Here is a 20,518-nt window from a genome sequence, read left to right on the forward strand (position 1 = left end):
CCTCCAGGCTAGCCCGGTCCTGCCGTGGCGGGGCCGTGTGCGTGGGAGGAGGCGCACGGAAGAGGCTCGGCCGAGCCTCCTCCACAGGGGCTCAGGAGGCGCGGATCGTCGCGGTCAGACCGGAGCGGCCGCGCCTCGCGCGAGCCCCGCCGATAGCATCGACCCATGGCGACAAACCGCAATGACGTCGAGGCCTGGCTCACCGACATGGACGGTGTGCTGGTGCACGAGAACCAGGCGCTCCCGGGCGCACCGGAGTTGATCCGGCAGTGGACCGACGCGGGCACGCCGTTCCTGGTGCTCACGAACAACTCGATCTTCACGCCGCGCGATCTGGCGGCACGACTGCGCACCTCCGGTCTGCACGTGCCAGAGGAGCGTATCTGGACGAGCGCGTTGGCCACCGCCGACTTCTGCGCCTCGCAGATGCCGGGAGGCAGCGCGTTCGTCATCGGTGAGGCGGGCATCACGACGGCCCTGCACGAGGCGGGCTTCATCATGACCGAGACCTCGCCCGACTACGTGGTGGTCGGCGAGACCCGCAACTACAGCTTCGAGGCGATCACCAAGGCGATCCGTCTGATCGTGGGCGGCGCCCGTTTCATCGTCACCAACCCGGATGCGACGGGTCCGAGCGCCGAGGGTGTCATGCCCGCGACAGGGGCGATCGCGGCGCTCATCACGAAGGCGACCGGCAAAGATCCCTACGTCGTCGGCAAGCCCAACCCGATGATGTTCCGCTCGGCGATGAACAAGATCGGCGCCCACAGCGAGAACACGGGGATGATCGGCGACCGGATGGACACCGACATCGTGGCGGGCATCGAGGCGGGACTCCACACGATCCTCGTGATGACGGGCATCAGCGATGCGGCCGAGATCGAGCGTTACCCGTTCCGCCCCGACGAGATCCTGAGCGGCGTCCACGAGCTACTCGCATCGGACCCGATCGAGTCGGAGTTCCCGACCGACATCTGAGTCTCGGCGGCGACTCGGGGAGCTCGGGAGTGGCACCGAGGTGCCGCGGATCGACGGCATCCGGCGCCGACTTCCCACCGCTGACGCGGGTCTCCTGTCAGAACCGCACGTGCTGGAGCACCCACGCGTGCATCGCGACGGCAGCGGCAGCGGAGGCGTTGATCGAGCGAGTCGAGCCGAACTGCGAGATTTCGAGCACGACCTCGGAGGCGGCGAGCGCCTCCGCCGACAGCCCAGGCCCCTCCTGCCCGAACAGCAGGACGCACCGCTCGGGCAGCGCGAAGGTCTCGAGGGGCACACAGCCGGGTACGTTGTCGATCGCGAGGATCGGCACGTCCTCCTCCACCGCCCACCGAGCGAACTCCGCGATCGTCTCGTGGTGACGCACGTGCTGATAGCGGTCGGTCACCATCGCGCCACGCTTGTTCCAGCGGCGACGTCCGACGATGTGCACGCCCTCTGCCCCGAACGCGTTGGCGCTGCGCACGATCGAACCGATGTTCATGTCGTGCTGCCAGTTCTCGATGGCGACGTGGAAAGGATGGCGGGTCCGGTCGAGCTCGGCGACGATCGCCTCCATGCGCCAATAGCGGAAACGATCGATCACGTTGCGGGCATCCCCGCGCTCGAGGAGCTCGGGGTCGAGGCGTTCGTCGTCGGGCCATTCGCCCGGCCAGGGGCCCACACCGTTCGTCGTCTGCTCGACGGAGGCCGAGGGCCCCGCGACCGCGCCGGGCGTCTCGTTCTCGTCCACGATCGGCAACCCTACAAGCCGCGCGCGCGGCTCAGACGGCAGGGGTACCGGCGAGCGAACCCGTGAGCGCCCCGCCCCCCGCGCGGTTCACGAAGCAGTAGTAGCTGCGCTCACCGGCATCCCACTGCTCCTGGGTGACGGGGAAGGTCCCCGCCACCTGGACGTCGCCGACGGCCGTGGCGGCCTCGACGTCGATGACTCCTTGCGCCTGGCACAGGGACGCGACCGACACGGCGAGGGCTTGCTGACCGGGATAGCTCGCGTCCGTGAGCGAGCCCGTAGCCACGAGCTGGCCTGCGTGGGCCGTGTCGCACGACACGACCGTGAACTCTTCGGCCCAGGCAGAGGAGAAGGGCTGGAGGCATTCGCCGCCGCGTAGGGCGTTCCACGCCCAGGTACCCGCGGAGAGGGGACCGGACGTCGATGCGGGAGTGCTGGCCGAAGGGGTGGAACTGGGTGCCTCCGAGTCGCTCGACGCGGGCGGCGGGGCGGCGGCCTCCGGGCTGCGCGACGCGGAGACGAAGCCGATCGCGACGAGGGCGGCGAGAACGACGAGGATTCCGAGCACGATCAAGCCGATGAGGAGGCGGCGCCGGCTGGCCGCGCGCCCCTCGGAGGCGGAGGGGCGGGGCGCGGGGCTCTCGGAAGTGCCTCGGCCTCTCAGGAGCCGTGGTGCCGGGCCCCGCGGTGTCCGCGGCTCGGCGGCGTTCACGTGGGCAGAGGCAGGGGCCGTCGTGAACGGGGCGGGGGCGGCCGGCGCGGGCTCCGGCTCGGAGGGCGGGGCGGTGGGCTCGAGGTTCCAGGCGTAAGCGCTGGCGGTGTCGCGCCAGAGCTCCTCGTCGCCACCGTCGTCGTCGGGGTCGTCGTGCGAGGGCACGACCTCCTCCCACACGGGAGGCGCGTCCCAGTCGCCGCGCGGGTCCGGCCACTGGTAGACGGCGTCGGGGTCGACCGCACCACCCGGGGCGCGGGGGGTCGGCGTCGTCGCGCCCTCGGGACGACCGGGGGGCGCCTCGACGTCCTCCTGGGAGGCGTCGGCCCGGGTGTCGAGCGGCGCGTCGGCAGTGCTGTCGACCTCCGAGGAGGAGGCGGTCGCGGGAGCGTCCGGTGAGGAGGCGCTCTCCACGGTGCGGGCGGTCGCGGGCGCATCCACCTGCCCGGAGGCTGTCTCCTCGGGGGAGACGAGGCGCGGCGCGGGGTCGCCCGGACCGAAGAAGCTCGTCACGACCTCGTCACGAGAGAGCGCATCGCCCTCGCGCGGAGGCGCGTCACGCCCGGCCTCGCCGTCCGCCCCACGGTCTGCCTCCGAGAGCGGGGCGACCGGCTCCCGCTCCGAGCGTCGCCGGCGGAACGGGACGCCCGCGCCGGCCGACTCGACGACATCGACGTCGGACCCAGCATCGGGCTGTTCGGCGGCGGATTGCTCGGCACCGGACCGTTCCTCGCTGGCCTCCATGTGCTGGTCCCGCTCGGATCCGCCCGACTCCGCTTCGTCGTTCACGGAGACGTTCTGCACGGAGACGTTCTGTACGGGCTCGCCCGGCCAGGTGCCGACGGGAGTCGTGCGCGCGGCGGCGGCCGTGTCGGAGGCGGACCGCCCCTCGCCGGGCAGGCCAGCGCGCGGAGGCTCGTCGTCGCCTTCGGACGCGACGGGGGCCTCCGAGACCGTCGCCGGGCCGTCGGCGTCCTCCGTCGGGGCGGGATCCGTCGGCGGCGCGGGAGCAGGGGGCGCAGGTTGCCGCGGCGCATCGAAGATGCTCTTCAGCCGCCCGTTGCTGAGCTGCTGCAAGAGCCACTCGCTGCCCCCGACCGGGCGCTCCGGCTCCGGGCGCTCCTCACCTCCGGAGTGCTCGCCGCGCTTGCGGCCGCCGTCGTCGACCATCAGCTCAGGCCGAGGTCGGCCAGACCGATCGCCGCGAAGTAGGGGTAGCCTGCACCCTCGATGATCTCGCGGGCGCCGGTGGCACGGTCGACGACGACCGCGACTCCCGCGATCTCGGCACCGACCTTGACGAGCGCCTCGATGGCGGCGAGCGGCGAGCCGCCGGTCGTGGAGGTGTCCTCGACCACGACGACACGCTTGCCTTCGAGATCGGGGCCCTCGACCTGGCGTCCACGGCCGTGGTCCTTCGGCTCCTTGCGCACGACGAAGGCATCGTACGACAGGCCGCGCGCGGCTCCCTGGTGCAGGATCGCCGCCGCGATCGGATCGGCACCCATGGTGAGGCCGCCGACGGCCGCGACGTTCTCGATCGGAGCGATGAGGTCGAGCATCACCTCGCCGATCAGGGGAGCGACGCGGTGGTCGAGGCTGACCCGCCGCAGGTCGACGTAGTAGCTCGCCTTCTTGCCACTCGTCAGGGTGAAATCCCCGTGGAAGACGGCGTCGGAGCCGATGTACTCGATGAGCTGCTGGCGTGCGTCGGTCACGCGCCTACTCTACGGGGCGGTCCCCCCGGCGCCTGGAAGCCGGGCCGCGGTGACGCGTTCCTCGGCCTCGCCGCCGCCTCCGCGGAACTGCGTCATGTAGAGCTCGTAGTAGGCACCTCTGCGCGCGAGGAGGTCGGTGTGCGCCCCCTGCTCGACGATGCGTCCCGCCTCCATCACGAGGATCGTGTCGGCATCGCGGATCGTGGAGAGACGGTGCGCGATGACGAACGAGGTGCGGTCGGTGCGCAGCGCGTTCATGGCGTGCTGGACCAAGAGCTCGGTGCGGGTGTCGACCGAGGAGGTCGCCTCGTCGAGGATGAGCAGCGACGGGTTCGCGAGGAACGCGCGCGCGATCGTGATGAGCTGCCGCTCGCCCGCCGAGACGCTGCCTCCCTCGGAGTCGAGGACCGTGTCGTATCCGTCGGGGAGCTGCCGGACGAAACGATCGACCATCGTCGCGCGGGCGGCCTCGACGATCTCGTCGTCGCTCGCGTCGAGACGCCCGTAGCGGATGTTCTCGCGGATCGTGCCCTCGAAGAGCCACGCGTCCTGCAGGACCATTCCGACGCGGGAACGCAGCTCACCCCGGGCCAGTCGAGTGATGTCGACGCCGTCGAGGAGGATGCGGCCGCCGGTGAGCTCATAGAACCGCATGACGAGGTTCACCAGGGTGGTCTTGCCGGCTCCCGTCGGACCGACGATGGCGACGGTCTGACCGGGCTGCGCCGAGAAGCTGAGCCCCTCGATCAGCGGCTGCTCGGGGTCGTACGAGAAGGAGACGTCCTCGAACTCGACGTGCCCGTCTGTGCGCTGCGGGAGGGACTCGGTGGCCGTCTCGGGGTCTTGCTCCTCGGCGTCGAGGAGCTCGAAGGTGCGCTCGGCCGACGCGACTCCCGACTGCAGCATGTTCGCCATGCTCGCGAGCTGCGTCACCGGCTGGGTGAACTCTCGCGAGTACTGGATGAAGGCCGTCGCGTCACCGAGGGTGAGCTGACCGGAGGCGACGCGCAGGCCTCCGACCACCGCGATGAGCACGTAGGACAGGTAGGACACGAAAGTCATCGCGGGCATGATCATCCCCGACACGAACTGCGCGCCGAACGACGCGCGGAACAGCTTGTCGTTGCGCCGGTCGAACTCCTCGAGCATCTCGCGGTCGCGGCCGAAAGCGCGGACGATCTCGAGACCCGAGAACGTCTCCTCGATGTGTCCGTTGAGCGATCCGGTGTTCTTCCACTGCGCCGCGAAGAGCTTCTGCGAGCGGGCGCCGATGACGCCCGCGATGACGCCGGAGAGCGGGAGCGAGATGAGGGCGATGAGGGCGAGCTGCCACGAGACGATGAACATCATCGCGGTGATGCCGATGATCGTGAGCACCGACTGCACGAGCTGCGAGAAGGCCTGCTGAAGAGCCGTCTGGATGTTGTCGACGTCGTTGGTCACCCGCGACATCACATCGCCGCGCTGGCGCGTGTCGAAGTAGCGCAGCGGGAGGCGGTTGATCTTGGCCTCGATGTCCTGCCGGAGGCCGTAGACGACCCGCATGACGAGCCCGTTGAGGAGATAGCCCTGCGCCCACATGAGGACGGAGGCGACCACATACATCATCAGCACGATGATGATCAGGCGCCCGAGCACCACGAAGTCGATGCCCTGGCCGGGAACGATCGCGGTCTTGGCGAGCATGTCGGCGAACGTGCCGTTGCCGGACGCGCGCTGCTGCTCGATGATCTGCTCGAGCGGCACTCCTGCCGGGAGCTGCGAGCCGATCACGCCGTTGAAGATCGTGTCCATCGCTTGGCCGAGGATCTTCGGCGCGATGACGGTGAGGACGACCGATGCCGAGACCAGCGCGACGACCACGATCATGCGGACCCGCTCGGGCCCGAGCAGGCTGAAGAGCCGCTTCGCCGAAGGCCAGAAGTTCTGCGCCTTGCGGGCGGGCGGGCCATCGCCGAACATGCCTCCGTCGGCTTCGCCGGGCTCGAACTCTGGCTCGAGCGAGGGGGCCTCGCTCGGCTGCTCGGCCGTCGTGTCGCGTGCACGCGCCATCTCAGGACACCCCTTCCACGCTCAGCTGGGACTCGACGATCTCGCGGTAGGTCTCGTTCGACTCGAGGAGCTCGTCGTGCGTGCCACGGCCGACGACGCGGCCCGCGTCGAGCACGACGATCTGGTCGGCGTGCCGGATGGTCGAGACGCGCTGGGCCACGATGATCACGGTCGCGTCGGTCGTCGCCGCGGCCAGCGACTCCCGAAGGCGGGCATCGGTCGCGACGTCGAGGGCCGAGAACGAGTCGTCGAAGAGGTAGACCCGCGGGCGTGCGACGAGGGCGCGCGCGATGCAGAGCCGCTGACGCTGGCCGCCGGACACGTTGGTGCCTCCCTGGGCCACGGGCTCGTCGAGCCCGTGCTCCTTGCCCCGCACGAAGTCCTCACCCTGGGCGATGCGCAGCGCCTCCCACAGCTCCTCGTCGGTCGCGTCGGGGCGACCGAAGCGCAGGTTCGAGCCGATGGTGCCCGAGAAGAGGTAGGGGCGCTGCGGCACCAGGCCGACGACCCGAGCGAGCTGCGTGCGATCGAGCGAGGAGACGGGCACCCCGTCGATCGACACCGAGCCCTCCTGTGGATCGAACAGTCGCGGCACGAGGCCGAGGAGCGTCGTCTTGCCTGCGCCGGTCGAGCCGACGATCGCGGTCGTGCGACCGGGCTCGGCGACGATGTCGATCCCTGCGAGCACGGGGCGCTCCGCCCCCGGATAGCCGAACACGACCCCCGAGAACTCGACGCGACCGCCGCTCGGAGCGGCGACTCCCCCCGCGGGAGTGGTGAGGCTCGTGCGGGTATCGAGGACCTCCTGGATGCGCTCGGCACAGATGACGGCACGCGGCACCATCATCACCATGAACACGCCCATCATCACGGCGGTGAGGATCTGGAGGAGGTACTGGAGGAACGCCGTGAGCGAGCCGACCTGCATCTGGCCGGCGTCGACGCGATGGCCGCCGAACCAGAGGACGGCGGCGGTGGCCAGGTGGAGGATCATCATGATCGCCGGGAACATCAGCACGAAGATGTTGCCCACCTTGATCGAGACCTCGGTGATCGCGGCATTCGACAGGCGATAGCGCTCGGACTCGAACGGCTCGCGGACGAAGGCGCGGACGACTCGGATGCCCGTGATCTGCTCGCGCAGCACACCGTTGATGCCATCGATGCGCTCCTGCATGAGGCGGAACAGCGGCAGGAGCAGGAACACGAGGACGCCCACCACGATGAAGAGGACGGGCACCGACACCCACACGAGCCACGAGAGGCCGGCGTCCTCGCGCAGGGCGAAGATGATGCCTCCGACGCACATGATCGGCGTCGAGACCATGAAGTTCAGGGTCATCAGGACGAGCATCTGGACCTGCTGCACGTCGTTGGTGCCGCGGGTGATGAGGGTCGCGGTGCCGAAACGGCCGACCTCGAGGCCGCTCAGCGAGTCGACACGGCGGTAGACGTCGCGACGCAGGTCGCGACCGACGGCCATCGCGGTGCGGGCGCCGAAGTAGACGCCTCCGATCGCCGCGACCACCTGCACGAGGCAGACGCCGAGCATGGTCATGCCCGTCGACCAGATGAAGTCGGTGTCGCCCGTGCCGACTCCCTTGTCGATGATCTCGGCATTGAGGCTCGGCAGGTAGAGCGCCGCGAGGGTCGCGACGAGCTGCAGGACGACGACGGCGACGACCCATCGCAGGTAGGGCTTCGCGTACGAGGACGCGAGGCGGAGCAGGATCATCGGTCCTCCGAGGACAGGAGACGCCAGAGCACGGCGATCGACGCCGGCGATGGAGCGGATGTACGGGCAGTGGGTTGTGGGGGAACAGCGCGACGACGGCGCTCGAGGAGCGGCAGAGGGCGCCGATCGGGGACAGCGCAAGACAACCATCGACCACCGACACCGGTTCCGCAAGAGCCCGGCCGGACGGTCGGCGGCCGCCCGCGATCGGCGTCCCCGGTCGACGTCGCGCCGCGGAGTTGTCGGAGCCGCCTCCTACACTTCGAGGATGCGCATCGCCACCTGGAACGTGAACTCCATCCGGGCCCGCAGCGGCCGCACCATCGACTGGCTCGTGCGCGAGGACATCGATGTGCTGGCCATGCAGGAGCTGAAGTGCAAGCCCGAGCAGTTCCCGCACGAGGCCTTCGCCGAGGCCGGCTACCACGTCGACATGGTCGGCTATAGCCAGTGGAACGGCGTCGGCATCGCCTCCCGCCTGCCGTTGGAGGATGTCGCGATCGGCTTCCCCGGGATGCCCGGCTTCGCCAAGGCGCCCCTCGAGGACGGCTCGTTCCCGCCCGAGGCGCGCGCGATCGGCGCGACCGTCGACGGCGTCCGCGTCTGGAGCCTCTACGTCCCCAACGGCCGGGCCGTCGGCGATCCGCACTACGACTACAAGCTCGAGTGGCTCGCGGCCCTCGAGGCGAGCACCCGCCAGTGGCTCGCGGCCGAGCCCGACCTTCCGCTCGCGCTGATGGGCGACTGGAACGTGGCTCCGCTCGACAGCGACGTGGGCGACCCCTCGCTCGGGCCGGGATCCACGCACGTCTCAGCTCCGGAGCGCGCGGCCTTCGCGGCGTTCGTCGACGCCGGCATGCGGGACGTGGTGCGTCCCCTCGTACCCGAGGGCTACACCTACTGGGACTACAAGCAGCTGCGGTTTCCGCGCAACGAGGGCCTGCGGATCGACTTCGTGCTCGGCTCCCCCGCGTTCGGCGAGCTCGTCACCGGAGCGTCCATCCACCGCGACGAGCGCAAGGGCGACGCCCCGAGCGACCACGTTCCCGTCGTGGTCGACCTCGACCTCGACACGACGCTCGACGACGACCGACCGATGATCTTCTGACCGTGGCCTCCTCCGCAAAGAACCGCACGCCCCGCCAGCAGCCGCCGCCGCGTGCTCCCGTGCGCCCCACCGCCCACGACGAGCTGCGCGCGGAGGCGTACCGCTCGGTCCGAGAGAGGATCGCCGCCGGCCGCCCCCTCCGCCGCCGCTGGGACCTCGCGCTCTCGGTGCTCGGCTGCCTGGCGCTCGGCCTGCTCTGCGTCGTGCTCGGCTATCTCGCGGCCATCCTCGCCGTGTTCCCGGCGCAGTGCGAAGGACAGAACTTCGCCTGCGACTTCGACCGCATCGACTGGGGAGTCACGATCGCGCTCCTCCTGCCCCCGAGCGTGGCGCTGATCGCCGTCGGCGTGACGATCGTGCGCTACCTCGTCGGCCGCCGCGCCTTCTGGATCCCGGCCGTCGGCATCGTGCTGTGCATCGGAGCGGCCTACCTCGCGTCCTGGCTCGTCACGAGCTCGATCCCCGGCTCCGCGCTCGCCTGACGCGGGCGGGGCCGGCCGGGCCGTGCGGCCCGATCGGCATCAGCCCGCACAGTTCGCCTCGTCCTCGAGCTTCACGTCGGTCTTGTTGATCATCGGTGTGACGCGGACAGCCTGCTCACCGAAGCCGTTCGAATCGCCTGCCGTGAAAGTGACCGTGGCGGTGTCGGACTGACCGGGGCTCAGCTGCAGCGAGAGCTTCATCACGGGTCGGCCGAGATCGTCGGTCGTCGACTCCACCCCCCCGAGGCCGCCGGCCCAGCTCGCGTCGGAGGTCGACGCGGTCGTGCCGGGAGGGCCGTAGACGTAGACGAGCGTGATGAAGTTGCCGAGCGGGATCGGCCCGCGCCCGCCTGCTGCGGCCACGTATGGCGGCAGCGTCTTGGCGATCGTGTCCGTGACGGTACTCGTGAGCTTCACCGTGGTCATGAAGGTCGCTCCGGAGGCGGCGCACCGGTTGGCGCTCGACTGCGTCACCGCGGTGTCGAGGTAGTAGTCCATCTTCGAGCCGATCGAGGCGTCCTGGAAGAACACGCCCGTGGTCGTGCTGTCGGCGTTCGTGGTCGGCAGCACCCCCGCGATGGGCGTCGGCGCAAGAAGGGCCTGCTCGTCACTGTTGGTGCTGTAGGCCAGGATCCGGCTCTCGCCGACCGCCTTCACGATGGCGGGCAGCATCTTGGTCGGCTCCATGTCGCCGCCGAGGATCTTGCTGAGGATCGTCGCGCTCGCCTCGGCGAAGAACGCGTCGGTCTGCTTGGCGACCGTCGACTCCGGGTAGCGGAAGTAGATCTGGTTGAGCAGCGTCGAGACGGCGTTCTTGCTCGTCAGCTCCGTGCCGTCGGTCAAGGTGACCGGTCCGGTCGACGCGAGGAGGTAGGAGAGGGCGACCGGGTCGATCGCGAGGACGCCGTCGATCTTCTGCTCCGGGAACTTCTGCGCCCAGAACTGCGTCGCGATCGAGGCGGCCGTCGGGAAGTCGGGGCGGCTCGTCGACACGTTGAAGGTCGTCGCGAGGTTGGTGCCGAAGGTGTCGAGCGCGCTCTGGTCGACCGTCACGGGTTTCAGACCCCTGAAGTCGCTGCTCGACAGCTGCTCTCCGATCGAGATCGCGCCCCCGTCGACGTTCAGCTGCATGACCGAGGAGGCGCCGCCTCCGAGCGCCTGCGCCTCGGCCAGGTTCTGGAACATCACGAGGTAGTGCCGCGGGCCGCTCGCCCCGAGCGCATCGGGGAGGATCGTCGTGAGCGGCTCCACCTGGTCCATCGTCTTCGTGGCGGTCTCGAGCTGAGGCGCGAAGGCATCGAGAGCCGAGGCGACCTGCGGCACGAGCGCGCTGCGGTCGATCTGCGCGACCCGCGACTGGGCGCCGTCCACGACTCCCTTGGCCGTCGTGATCTTCTGCGAGAGCTCGGTGATGGCCGAGATGTCGATCTTGCCGTCGACTGGTTTGAGCACGTCGAGCGAGGTCGACGAGAGCGGGCCGACGATCTTGTCCGAGACGTCGTCGGCGATCTCGGTCGCCGCCCGCACCGCAGAGAGGTTGGGGCCGAGGAAGGGCACGACCTCCATCACCCGCCACACCGGGTCGTCGGTCTGGTCGCGCGCCTCCTGCGTGAGCGTCGCGATCTGGCCGGCCGTCGCCTCCGCGCCGGCCGTGTCGAAACCGGTGAGCTGGTCGGCGACCTGCGAGACGAGGGGGATGGCCGAGGTGAGCTTGGCCCGCACCGTCATCGCCTTGTCATAGGTCTGCACGGCGAGGACGGCGGCCACCACGGCGGCGACGATCAGCACCAGGAGGATGCTGAGCGCGATCCAGAGGCCGCGACGCCGGCGACGGGGGCGACGGGAGGCGCGGCGAGAGGAGGTCGTCGTGGTGCTCATTCGAGAGAGCCTAGGCGACGGGCGCGCCCAGCGGTCGGAGAGCGCGCCACGGCCGTCACCCCAGCAGGAGAGACACCACGACGAGCACCGGCACGGCCGCGACGGTCGTCACGAGGGCCGTGTCGCGAGCCACGGCGATGCCTCGGTCGTAGCGCGACGCGAAAGTGAAAATGTTCTGCGCCGTGGGCAGGGCGGCCGTCACCGTGACGGCGAAGAGGTGCTGGGCGTCGAGGGCGAAGACGAAGCGGCCCATCAGGTACGCGATCGCGGGCATGACCACCGCCTTGAGCGTGGACGCAACCGCGACCTCGACGCGCGCCGACCCTGCCTCCAGAGGCCGTTGCCCGCGCAACGACATGCCGAAGGCCATCAGGACGAGAGGGATCGACGCGTTCCCGATGATCGAGAACGGCGCGAGCACCGGGGCCGGCAGCGTCACTCCGGAGACCGCGACGACGAGGCCCAGCGCGGACGCGACGATCATCGGGTTCCGCAGCGGCTGGGTCAGGATCGCGCCCACCGAGGTGCGACCGCTGGTCGAGATGTCGAGCAGCGTCAGCACCGTCGGCGCCAGCACGATCAGCTGGAGGAGGAGGGTCGGCGCGACCCATTGCGGATCGCCGAGCACGTAGATCGCGACGGGGAGCCCGATGTTGTTGGCGTTGACGTAGACCGAGGCGGCCGTGCCGATGACTGTCTCCGGCAGAGGGCGACGGAAGAACAGCCGCGACGCGAGCAGAGAGATCAGCGCGACGACGGCCACCGTGGCGAGCGACACAAGAAGGAAGGAGGAGAACAGCACCGTCACGTCGGCCTTCGCGAGCACCGTGAACAGCAGCGCGGGAGTGGTCACGAAGAACGCGATGCGCGAGAGCACCCCCCGCGCCTCCGGGGGCACGAGACCCCACCGCGCGGTCAGGTAGCCGACGCCGATGACGACCCCGATGATCGAGAAGCCGGTGAGCACTCCCTCCAGAGCGATCCTCCCTCGTCGTCGCGGCCGAGGGGCCACGGTGTGGTGCGCGAGCGCGCGGGTTCTCCCAGCCTAGGAGGCGCGCTCGCGACCCTCACGCGGGCGTCAGGCGACCGCCGCCAGATCGAACGCCCAGTCGGCGTAGACGCCGACGGGATCGCCCTGCTCGATCACGTCGACGCGGTCGAAGCCCGCCGCGAAGCACGTCGCGTTGACGTCCGCGTCGTCGGCGGGGACGTAGGCGTGGACGAAGCGCGGCATGGGGTATTCCGCTGCCTGCTCGAGCAAGAGCCGGACGGAGCGGGTCGCGATGCCGTGTGCCTCCGGGGCGATGCTCCAGGCGGCCTCGTAGGCGATCACGCCTCTCGACTGGCCGTACCAATAGCCGATGATGCCGACGCAGTGACCGTCGAGCTCGATCGCATAGAAGAACGCTGTCTCGTCCGACCACGCGCGCAGGTAGCGCTCGTGGAGGGCGAGGAGGTCGCCTTCTGTCTTGAGTCCCCGCTCGACGGCGGCGCTGCGGAGCGCTGCAAGCTCCACCTGCGGCCACGGCACGAGGCGGGGGGACTCTGACTGCTGATCGATGCTGACTGCTCTGTGGTCGCTTCGGGGTTCGGGTCCCGTCACGCGTACCGATCCTCTCTCTCGGGATGGGCCGATCGTCGGACCACCCCGCCAGGGTTCGGAGCGTTCCACGGATCGAAGGGTCGCACTGGAGAGGCGACCGCGATCTCGCCCCATCATCGACCCATTCCGGGGGTCAGGCGCACCGCGTCGAGATTGTTGACCCAAAAGGGGGGCATGAGTCTCTACAAGGCCTGATCGAATGCTGACCCACTCGTGCGCGAGCAGGGCGGGACAGACGTGCGCTCGCACCCGAGATCGCGCGCGAAGGTCGACTCCCGACGCACGAAAACCGCGTGGAGATATCCCTACGCTCGAAGAAGGGCCGCATCCGGCCCGTTCTACCCATTCCTACGAGCGTGAGGAGGATCACCATGTCGCCAGTCGTGCAGCGCACCGTCGTCGGAGAGCCCGAGGTCGTCGAAGACCGCATCGAATCCTCCGCCGCCTGGCTCGACCTCAAGGCCGCCGCGACCGAGCTGCAGACGCTCCAAGCGCAAGACGGCTCTCTCGCCGCGACCGAGAGCCGTGAGGAGGCGCGCGGCGCGCTCGCGCGGATCGTCGCCTCCGTCGCCGCCCTCGCCCCCGCCTTCCCCCACGACCGAAGCTACCTCGACGCCCTCGTGGTCGACCTCGAGCGGTGGAGTGCCGAGGGTCTGGGAGTGCCCGACTTCCTCGACTCCCTCACCGCTTTCCAGCCCCAGCTCGATCGGGTGGACGGGCTGCGCCACCTCGTCGTGTTCCCGATGTACACGCAGAACGGGAGCCGCGACCGCCACATCGAAGCGGTGCTCGTCGAGGTGGTGTGGCCGCGCTTCGTCGCCGAGCTCGAGGCGGGCGACTACTCCAACGCGCTGTTCGTCCCAGTGCGCTTCATCGACTTCACCTCGGGTTACGACACCGACAGCGCCGTGCTCTTCCCCGAGACGGTCGCGATGCGGGCGGTTCCCTCGTTCACCTGGGGCGCGATCTTCGCCGACCGTGAGGCGGCCCGATTCCGGCGTGTGGTGTCGGCTGCCGCCGCGGTCACCCGCCTCGAGCTCCCCGAGGAGGCGAGTCGTCTCCTGGCCGACCAGCGCCTCGCCGAGGAGTCCTTCGTCATGTGGGACCTCATCCACGACCGCACCCACATGCGCGGCGACCTGCCCTTCGACCCGTTCATGATCAAGCAGCGGATGCCGTTCTTCCTCTACTCGCTCGAGGAGCTGCGCTGCGACCTGACCGCGTTCCGGGAGGCGGTCGCCATCGAGCGCCGGCTCGCGACGATCGAGGAGCGCAGCACCGAGGAGGAGGCCCTCGCCGAGCGCTCGCGCTTCGTCCAGTACGCGATCCTCTTCGACCGGCTCTTCCGCTTCCCGCTCACCGGTTCGCGCGTGCGCAACTACGACGGTCTGGGCGGCCAGCTGCTCTTCGCGTGGCTGCATCAGCGGGGGGTGCTGCACTGGACCGACACGCGACTCGCGATCGAGTGGGAGAACGTGGCCGATGTGGTCGTGGCGCTCTCGGATGCGATCGACGAGCTCTACTGGCGCTCCATCGATCGGCCGAAGACCGCGCACTGGCTGGCAGCGCACGCTCTGATCGCCGCCGTGGTCACCCCACACCCCGCCTCCGCGTGGGCACGGGGACTGCCAGACGAGGTGCTGCTCGGGGCGCCGCGCGGGCTCACCGACGCGGTGCTGGACGACGAGTTCCCGCTCTCGATGTTCTACGAGGCACTCGGCAAGAAGATGGGCGACGTGATCGGCTCGACCCGGGGAATCACCGGGCGCGACTGAGCGGACCGCCTCCCCGGAGCCGGCCGCGTCGCCCCGCGTCGGCTGTCCGCTGCACGTCGATTAGCGTGGGCGCATGTCCTCCGTCTCCGACCCGCTCGCCGCGGGCTGGGCGCGACGAGCGCCCGCGCGGGCGGGCGCGCTCCACGACGCGGTCATCGCGGGAGTGCTGCTGGTGGCGACACTCGCCTCGGTCGCGCTGTACACCTCGGCGGGGTTCCCCGGTGCTGCGCACCCGACGATCAGCGCCGCCTGGGCGATCGCGCTGACGCTGCCGCTCGCGCTGCGGCGACGGTACCCGGCGACCGTCGCCGTGACGGTCGCCGTGATCTACGTGCTCGGACTCGTCCTGCACGTCCCCGAGTCGCTGTTCAACCAGATCTGCCTGTTCCTTGCGATCTACACGGTCGGCGCGTGGGGCCGCGACCGGAGGGTCGCCCTCCTCGTGCGCGTGGTGATCGCCGTCGCGATGCTCGGGTGGCTCCTCACCTCGCTCGTGTCGGGTGACTGGCTCGGCCACCCCGTCCCCTCTGCGGAGTCGTCGGGAGGGATGTCGCCCTACCTGGCCGAATCGGCGCTGGCCGTGCTGGTCAATCTGCTGTTCTTCGGCAGCGCCTTCTTCTTCGGCGAGGGCTCGTGGCAGTCGGCCCGTCGCCTCGAGGCGTTGGAGGCGCGCACGGCCGAGCTCGACGACGAGCGCGAGCGCTCCTCGCGTCAGGCGGTGTCGTCGGAGCGGCTGCGCATCGCCCGCGAGCTGCACGACGTCGTCGCCCACCATGTGAGCGTGATGGGCGTGCAGGCCGGAGCCGCGCGGCGCGTGCTCGCGCGAGACCCCGAGAAAGCGGCGGCCTCGCTGAGCGCGATCGAGAACGACGCTCGCTCGGCCATCGAGGAGCTGCACCGTATCCTCGTGGCGCTGCGCACCGAGGACGCACGACCCAACCCGCTCCACGACTCCGCCTCGACCCGCGGGGTCGCGCAGCTCGAAGAGCTCGTCGCCGCCTCCACCGGGTCGGGGTTACCCACCGAGTTCCGCACCCTCGGCGACCCTCGCGAGATCCCGGCAACGGTGGGGCTCAGCCTCTACCGCATCGCGCAGGAGTCGCTCACGAACGTGCGCAAGCACGCAGGGCGAGGCGCGCGGGTCGAGGTTCGTGTCCGCTACCTCGACGACGCCGTCGAGCTCGATGTGGCCGACGACGGAGGCGAGGCGTCGCACCCGACGCCGGTGGCCTCCTGCGGCCTCGGCCAGACCGGCATGGCCGAGCGTGCAGCGGCCGTCGGCGGCTGGATCGAAGCAGGTCCGCGCGGGGACGGCTACCTCGTGCACGCCCATGTCCCCCTGGCCCCCGTTCGAGACCGGGGAGGGTCGAGCGCTCCCGACCCGGTAGCGTCGTCGGAGGTGTCGAGGGGACACCGTGACCGAGCGAGCGGGGGCCGCCCATGACCGAGCATGTGCGCGTGCTGCTCGTCGACGATCAAGAGCTCGTCCGAGCCGGCTTCCGGATCATCCTCGAGTCCGAGCCCGGCATCGAGATCGTCGGGGAGGCGCGCACCGGCTGGGAGGCGATCCAGCGAGCCTCGGAGCTGTGCCCCGACGTCATCTGCATGGACGTGCAGATGCCCGGGCTCGACGGCCTGGCCGCTACCCGGGAGATCGTCCGCGACCCGCGCCTGTGCTCGAGCGTCCTGATCCTCACGACCTTCGATCGCGACGACTACCTCTTCGAGGCGCTCTCGGCGGGCGCCAGCGGCTTCCTGCTCAAGAACGCGTCGCCCGAGGAGCTCGTCGAGGCCGTGCAGGTGGTCGCTCGCGGCGACGCGATGCTCGCTCCCGATGTGACCCGCCGGGTGATCGAGCGCTTCGCGGCCGAGCCGGAGCGTCCCTCCGCCTCCGAGCACCCGGGCGTCGCCGAGCTGACCGACCGCGAACGCGAGGTGCTGGTGTATCTGGCCCGCGGCTGGTCGAACGCCGAGATCGCCGCCGAACTCTTCGTCGGCGAGGCCACCGTGAAGACCCACGTCTCGAAGATCCTCATGAAGCTGCGGGTGCGCGATCGGATCCAGGCGGTCGTCTTCGCGTATGAGCACGGGATCGCGGTGCCGGGACGCTCCTGACCGGACCGGGAGCAGGGCCGCGGTCGTCTACCGACATCCGACCCGCCCCAGGCTCACGAGGAGCGGCGACGAGGCGAGTTCAGGAGGCGGGGCGCCCTGGCACGCGGCGCACGAACTCCATGCGGACCTCCGGCGCGATCTTCCGATCGAGCACGACCGTCATATACCTGCCGTCGACGCGGGCACCGATCGCCACCACGTCCGGGTCGGTGTCGACGCGATAGCCGCGCATCGCCTCCCCGTCGACGATCACAGGAACGCCGCGCACGACATCCTCGTCGCGCAGCGCCGCAGCCACCACCGGCATGCCTCCACGACGGGTACGCACGCGGCCCGGAAACGTGTTGCGGAGCACGTCGCCCATGTGCGCGGCGAGCCGCGACTCGAGCGGGCGACTGCGTTCCGCGGGAATGGGCACCGAGGTGCGCACCGCCTCCCACAGCACGGGGTAGCGCATGCGGGTCACCTGGTCGACCATCCACGGCGGGAGGCTGTCATTCTCGGCCCGATCGATGGCCCGCTTCTGCTCGGGAGTGAGCGGGACCTGGTTGACGGGATCCGCGTGATTGCGCGGATTCTTGAAGAACGAGTACGAGAGAGAGATCTCGACGAATCTCCCGAGAGCCATGGTCTGGGCGGCCGCGAACTCGTCGAGACGGGGTTGCGGCGCGAACGCCAGGACGGGGTCACCGAAGCGAGCCGCGATCTCGTCCACCCCGGGAGGGGCGGGCATGTCGCGGACTGTCCCCGAAGAGTCCCTGCGCATGAGACAAGAGTGGCCCTCCTCCCTGCCGATACCAACTTCTTGACGACGATCCGGTCCTCTGTCCTGCCACTTCCCTCAATCAGGGGGCACGGCGAGCCTCGGTCTCTGCGGACGACAGCTCAGGATCGGCGCGCGCGAGGCTGCGAAGATGGGGGGATGAGCGCTCTGCACCATCCCGACGTCCGTGGCTTCGCCTCCGACAACTACTCCGGAGTGCACGACGAGGTGCTGGCGGCGATCGCGTCCGCCAACGGCGCCCACCAGGTCGCCTACGGCGAGGACGTGTACACCGCGGCGCTCCAGGACGCGTTCCGCCGCGAGCTCGGCGAGCAGGCGGAGGCGTTCCCCGTCTTCAACGGAACCGGCGCCAACGTCACCGGCCTCCAGTCGATGCTCCCGCGCTGGGGAGCGGTCGTCTCGGCGGCCACCGCCCACATCACCTCCGACGAGGGCGGCGCCCCCGAGAAGGTCGCTGGGATCAAGATCCTCACCGTCGGCACCCCCGACGGCAAGCTCACTCCCGCGCTCGTCGACGAGGAGGCCTGGGGGTTCGGCGACGAGCACCGCGCGCAACCCCTCGTCGTCTCAATCACCCAGTCGACCGAGCTGGGCACCGTCTACACCCCCGAGGAGGTGCGCGCGCTGGCCGACCACGCGCACGCCAAGGGCATGCGGCTCCACATGGACGGCGCGCGGATCGCGAACGCCGCCGCCTCCCTCGGGTTGCCTTTGCGCTCGTTCACGAGCGACGCGGGAGTCGACGTGCTCTCGTTCGGCGGGACGAAGAACGGGCTCCTGCTCGGCGAAGCGATCGTCGTCCTCGACCCGGACGCGTCGAGCGGGCTCCACTACCTCCGCAAGACCAACATGCAGCTGTCGTCGAAGATGCGCTTCGTCTCGGCCCAGCTGCTCGCCCTGCTCGGCGACGGCGGCAACGAGGAGCCGCTGTGGCTGCGCTCGGCGCGGCACGCGAATGCGATGGCGTCTCGCCTCCGCTCGCGCCTCGACGAGGGTGTGGAGGCCGGACGACTGACCGGGCTGGCCTTCACCCAGCCGACGCAGGCGAACGCCGTGTTCGCGACGCTGCCCGCGGGAGTGGCCGACCGCCTCCGAGCCGCCTACCGCTTCTACGACTGGAACCCTGCGACGGGGGAGGTGCGCTGGGTGTGCTCATTCGACACGACCGAGGACGACATCGACGCCTTCGCGGCGGCGATCGAGCGCGAGCTGGCCGCATGAGGGCGCGTACGACGGTCGCGGGCCTCGCGCTGCTCGTCGCCCTCGCGGGGTGCACGCCCGACGGGCCCATCGCTCAAGAGACGAGCGCGACTCCCACGGCAAGCGCCACACCGACTCCGACCCCGACGATCACGACGACGCCGCGCACCCGCCTCGACTGCGATTCCCTCCTCCCGGCGTCGCGAGCCGCCACGGTGCTCGGTCTCGAGCGGAACGTGCTCGTAGGCTCGCGCGCGCAGCCCTTCCGCAGCTCCGCCGAGCTGATCCGAGAGTCGGCCGAGCACAACGGCGGCCTGCTGACCTGTTCCTGGTACGAGCAGAAGGGACTGGCCTCGATCACCGCCTCCGCCGCCGGCGATGCGGCCGAGGCCTTCGCCGGCCGCACCGGCACCAGGCTCGCCTCCGAGGTCGAGGCTTACGGTTCGTGCGCCGACGGCACCTGCGACGTCGAGCTGCTCGCCGGCACGACCTGGGTGTCCCTCCAGCTGACCGGTGCCCCGGCCGACATCGACCTCGCCGCGCTCGCGACCAGCACGGCCGCTTCGGCGATCGGCTCGTTCGACGAGCCCGAGACGGCGACCGCCCCGGTGTGCGCGACGCTGCTCACGCCCGAGCAGCTCAGCACGACCGCGGGACTCGTCCAGGCGACTCCCGGCAGCGGCACCGAAGGAACGACCCCTGCGACGGCCGTAGCCGCCGCCGCGGCCCGCGCCGGCTACGCCTCCTGTAGTTGGAGCGACGCCTCGAACAGCGCCTTCTCTGGGCTTACCGTGGACGCGCTGCCGAACGGCGAGGACGGCTGGCGCAACCTCTCCCTCACCTCCGGGCTCTCGATCGTGCTCGAGCCGCTCGACGGCATCGGCGACAAGGCTCTCGCCGGATGCAGTGCCGGCTCGTGCGAGATCGACGTGCTCGACGACGAACTGTGGTGGCGGGTGGTCGTGACGGGCGATGAGGAGCGTGCCGAGGCCGTCACGCGCGCGGTGCTCGCCGCCTCCTGAACCTCAGCCACGGCGCCAGGGCTCGTACCACGAGGATTCGCCGCCGCCGAGGGAGGCGTAGAGACTCGGTGCGCCGATGTTGCCGGAGCACCTGCAACCAGAAACGCTCGATCCCGCGCTCGGCCGCCGCGGCCAGCAGCACGGCGATCACGGCGGAGGCGTGCCCGCGGCGACGCGCATCGGGCCGCGTCGCCAGGGCGAACAGTCCGCACCACTGCTCGCCTGTTGGGGTGGGAAGCCCTCGCTTCTCGTGGCGCGTGTCGTAGATATCTAAAAGGTTGCGGCGTTGGGACAAGGGGTTGTGCCGAATCGTCCTGCTGGTGCCGGTACATTTCGCACCACGAGTACGATCGCACTGTTTGCGCAACTCGCGCCAAAAATGCAATTCGTGCTGTGAGCACCCCCTGGCGCCAGGCGACGCGTAACGAGATAGTGCGTCTAGCGCCACTCGTGCGATATTCACTGTCGGCGTTGTGGTTTCCCGCAAGAGGGGAGGTATCGGATCGCGATAACGCGTTGAGCGCGCCGAAAATGAAGGAATTCGGCGCGCCCATCGCGTTGGCGCTCGCGGCCGATGCAGGCACGGTGATCGTCGGCAGCAG

The 20,518-nt window shown here is 70.1% G+C and carries 18 protein-coding genes; 8 read left to right on the plus strand and 10 right to left on the minus strand.

The window, feature by feature from the left end; all coding sequences use genetic code 11:
- Positions 1 to 165: 165 nt before the first annotated feature.
- The gene (locus ITJ45_RS00245; protein WP_194606849.1) at positions 166 to 978 is read left to right on the plus strand and encodes an HAD-IIA family hydrolase; all 813 of its coding nucleotides are present in this window, start codon (positions 166 to 168) and stop codon (positions 976 to 978) included.
- A gap of 97 nt (positions 979 to 1,075) precedes the next feature.
- Here the strand turns inward: ITJ45_RS00245 and ITJ45_RS00250 are convergent, their stop codons facing one another.
- Genes ITJ45_RS00250 through ITJ45_RS00270 form a run of 5 tightly spaced genes read right to left on the minus strand, consistent with a single transcriptional unit; the run spans position 1,076 to position 7,949 of the window.
- Complete coding sequence (locus ITJ45_RS00250) at positions 1,076 to 1,732, minus strand: TrmH family RNA methyltransferase (RefSeq protein WP_194606850.1); 657 nt, start codon at positions 1,730 to 1,732, stop codon at positions 1,076 to 1,078.
- Between the two features lie 31 nt (positions 1,733 to 1,763).
- On the minus strand, positions 1,764 to 3,614 hold the full coding sequence (locus tag ITJ45_RS00255) for a hypothetical protein (RefSeq protein WP_194606851.1): 1,851 nt from the start codon (positions 3,612 to 3,614) through the stop codon (positions 1,764 to 1,766).
- A complete protein-coding gene (gene pyrE / locus ITJ45_RS00260) occupies positions 3,614 to 4,162 on the minus strand; it encodes an orotate phosphoribosyltransferase (RefSeq protein WP_194606852.1) in 549 nt (182 codons plus the stop codon). The genes ITJ45_RS00255 and pyrE overlap by 1 nt, the downstream gene beginning before the upstream one ends.
- 9 nt (positions 4,163 to 4,171) lie before the next feature.
- The gene (locus ITJ45_RS00265; protein ID WP_323742795.1) at positions 4,172 to 6,214 is read right to left on the minus strand and encodes an ABC transporter ATP-binding protein; all 2,043 of its coding nucleotides are present in this window, start codon (positions 6,212 to 6,214) and stop codon (positions 4,172 to 4,174) included.
- Position 6,215: 1 nt separating this feature from the next.
- On the minus strand, positions 6,216 to 7,949 hold the full coding sequence (locus ITJ45_RS00270) for an ABC transporter ATP-binding protein (RefSeq protein WP_194606853.1): 1,734 nt from the start codon (positions 7,947 to 7,949) through the stop codon (positions 6,216 to 6,218).
- A 268-nt stretch (positions 7,950 to 8,217) separates the two neighbouring features.
- Here ITJ45_RS00270 and ITJ45_RS00275 point away from each other — a divergent pair, with 268 nt between their 5' ends.
- Positions 8,218 to 9,057, plus strand: coding sequence for an exodeoxyribonuclease III (locus tag ITJ45_RS00275; protein ID WP_194606854.1), 840 nt, complete (start codon positions 8,218 to 8,220; stop codon positions 9,055 to 9,057).
- Positions 9,058 to 9,059: 2 nt separating this feature from the next.
- The gene (locus tag ITJ45_RS00280; protein WP_194606855.1) at positions 9,060 to 9,539 is read left to right on the plus strand and encodes a hypothetical protein; all 480 of its coding nucleotides are present in this window, start codon (positions 9,060 to 9,062) and stop codon (positions 9,537 to 9,539) included.
- A 39-nt stretch (positions 9,540 to 9,578) separates the two neighbouring features.
- Here the strand turns inward: ITJ45_RS00280 and ITJ45_RS00285 are convergent, their stop codons facing one another.
- From ITJ45_RS00285 to ITJ45_RS00295, 3 genes are all read right to left on the minus strand, one after another.
- A complete protein-coding gene (locus ITJ45_RS00285; RefSeq protein ID WP_194606856.1) occupies positions 9,579 to 11,417 on the minus strand; it encodes a DUF4012 domain-containing protein in 1,839 nt (612 codons plus the stop codon).
- Positions 11,418 to 11,472: 55 nt separating this feature from the next.
- A complete protein-coding gene (locus tag ITJ45_RS00290; RefSeq protein ID WP_194607675.1) occupies positions 11,473 to 12,393 on the minus strand; it encodes an AEC family transporter in 921 nt (306 codons plus the stop codon).
- A gap of 102 nt (positions 12,394 to 12,495) precedes the next feature.
- Positions 12,496 to 13,020 carry a GNAT family N-acetyltransferase gene (locus tag ITJ45_RS00295; protein ID WP_194606857.1) on the minus strand — a complete coding sequence of 175 codons (525 nt, stop codon included), beginning with the start codon at positions 13,018 to 13,020 and terminating at the stop codon, positions 12,496 to 12,498.
- Positions 13,021 to 13,391: 371 nt separating this feature from the next.
- On the opposite strand from ITJ45_RS00295, the gene ITJ45_RS00300 reads away from it, so the two are divergent.
- From ITJ45_RS00300 to ITJ45_RS00310, 3 genes are all read left to right on the plus strand, one after another.
- Entirely contained in the window at positions 13,392 to 14,795 is a 1,404-nt protein-coding gene (locus ITJ45_RS00300; RefSeq protein WP_194606858.1) for a DUF6421 family protein, read from the plus strand.
- 73 nt (positions 14,796 to 14,868) lie between these two features.
- Positions 14,869 to 16,239, plus strand: coding sequence for a sensor histidine kinase (locus ITJ45_RS00305; RefSeq protein WP_194606859.1), 1,371 nt, complete (start codon positions 14,869 to 14,871; stop codon positions 16,237 to 16,239).
- Entirely contained in the window at positions 16,236 to 16,910 is a 675-nt protein-coding gene (locus tag ITJ45_RS00310; protein WP_194606860.1) for a response regulator, read from the plus strand. Before ITJ45_RS00305 ends, ITJ45_RS00310 begins: the two co-directional genes overlap by 4 nt.
- Before the next feature lie 79 nt (positions 16,911 to 16,989).
- Here the strand turns inward: ITJ45_RS00310 and ITJ45_RS00315 are convergent, their stop codons facing one another.
- Positions 16,990 to 17,643, minus strand: coding sequence for a hypothetical protein (locus tag ITJ45_RS00315; protein WP_194606861.1), 654 nt, complete (start codon positions 17,641 to 17,643; stop codon positions 16,990 to 16,992).
- Positions 17,644 to 17,832: 189 nt separating this feature from the next.
- Between ITJ45_RS00315 and ITJ45_RS00320 the strand changes: the two genes are divergently transcribed.
- Together ITJ45_RS00320 and ITJ45_RS00325 are read left to right on the plus strand one after the other, a co-directional pair.
- Positions 17,833 to 18,915, plus strand: coding sequence for a threonine aldolase family protein (locus ITJ45_RS00320; RefSeq protein WP_194606862.1), 1,083 nt, complete (start codon positions 17,833 to 17,835; stop codon positions 18,913 to 18,915).
- The gene (locus ITJ45_RS00325; protein WP_194606863.1) at positions 18,912 to 19,916 is read left to right on the plus strand and encodes a hypothetical protein; all 1,005 of its coding nucleotides are present in this window, start codon (positions 18,912 to 18,914) and stop codon (positions 19,914 to 19,916) included. The genes ITJ45_RS00320 and ITJ45_RS00325 overlap by 4 nt, the downstream gene beginning before the upstream one ends.
- On the opposite strand, the gene ITJ45_RS14375 is transcribed toward ITJ45_RS00325, so the two are convergent.
- The gene (locus ITJ45_RS14375) at positions 19,888 to 20,379 is read right to left on the minus strand and encodes a GNAT family N-acetyltransferase (protein WP_416365247.1); all 492 of its coding nucleotides are present in this window, start codon (positions 20,377 to 20,379) and stop codon (positions 19,888 to 19,890) included. The genes ITJ45_RS00325 and ITJ45_RS14375 overlap by 29 nt on opposite strands.
- Positions 20,380 to 20,518 lie beyond the last annotated feature (139 nt).

The sequence above is a fragment of the Rathayibacter sp. VKM Ac-2879 genome, from assembly GCF_015351245.1.
Classification (GTDB): Bacteria; Actinomycetota; Actinomycetes; order Actinomycetales; family Microbacteriaceae; genus Rathayibacter.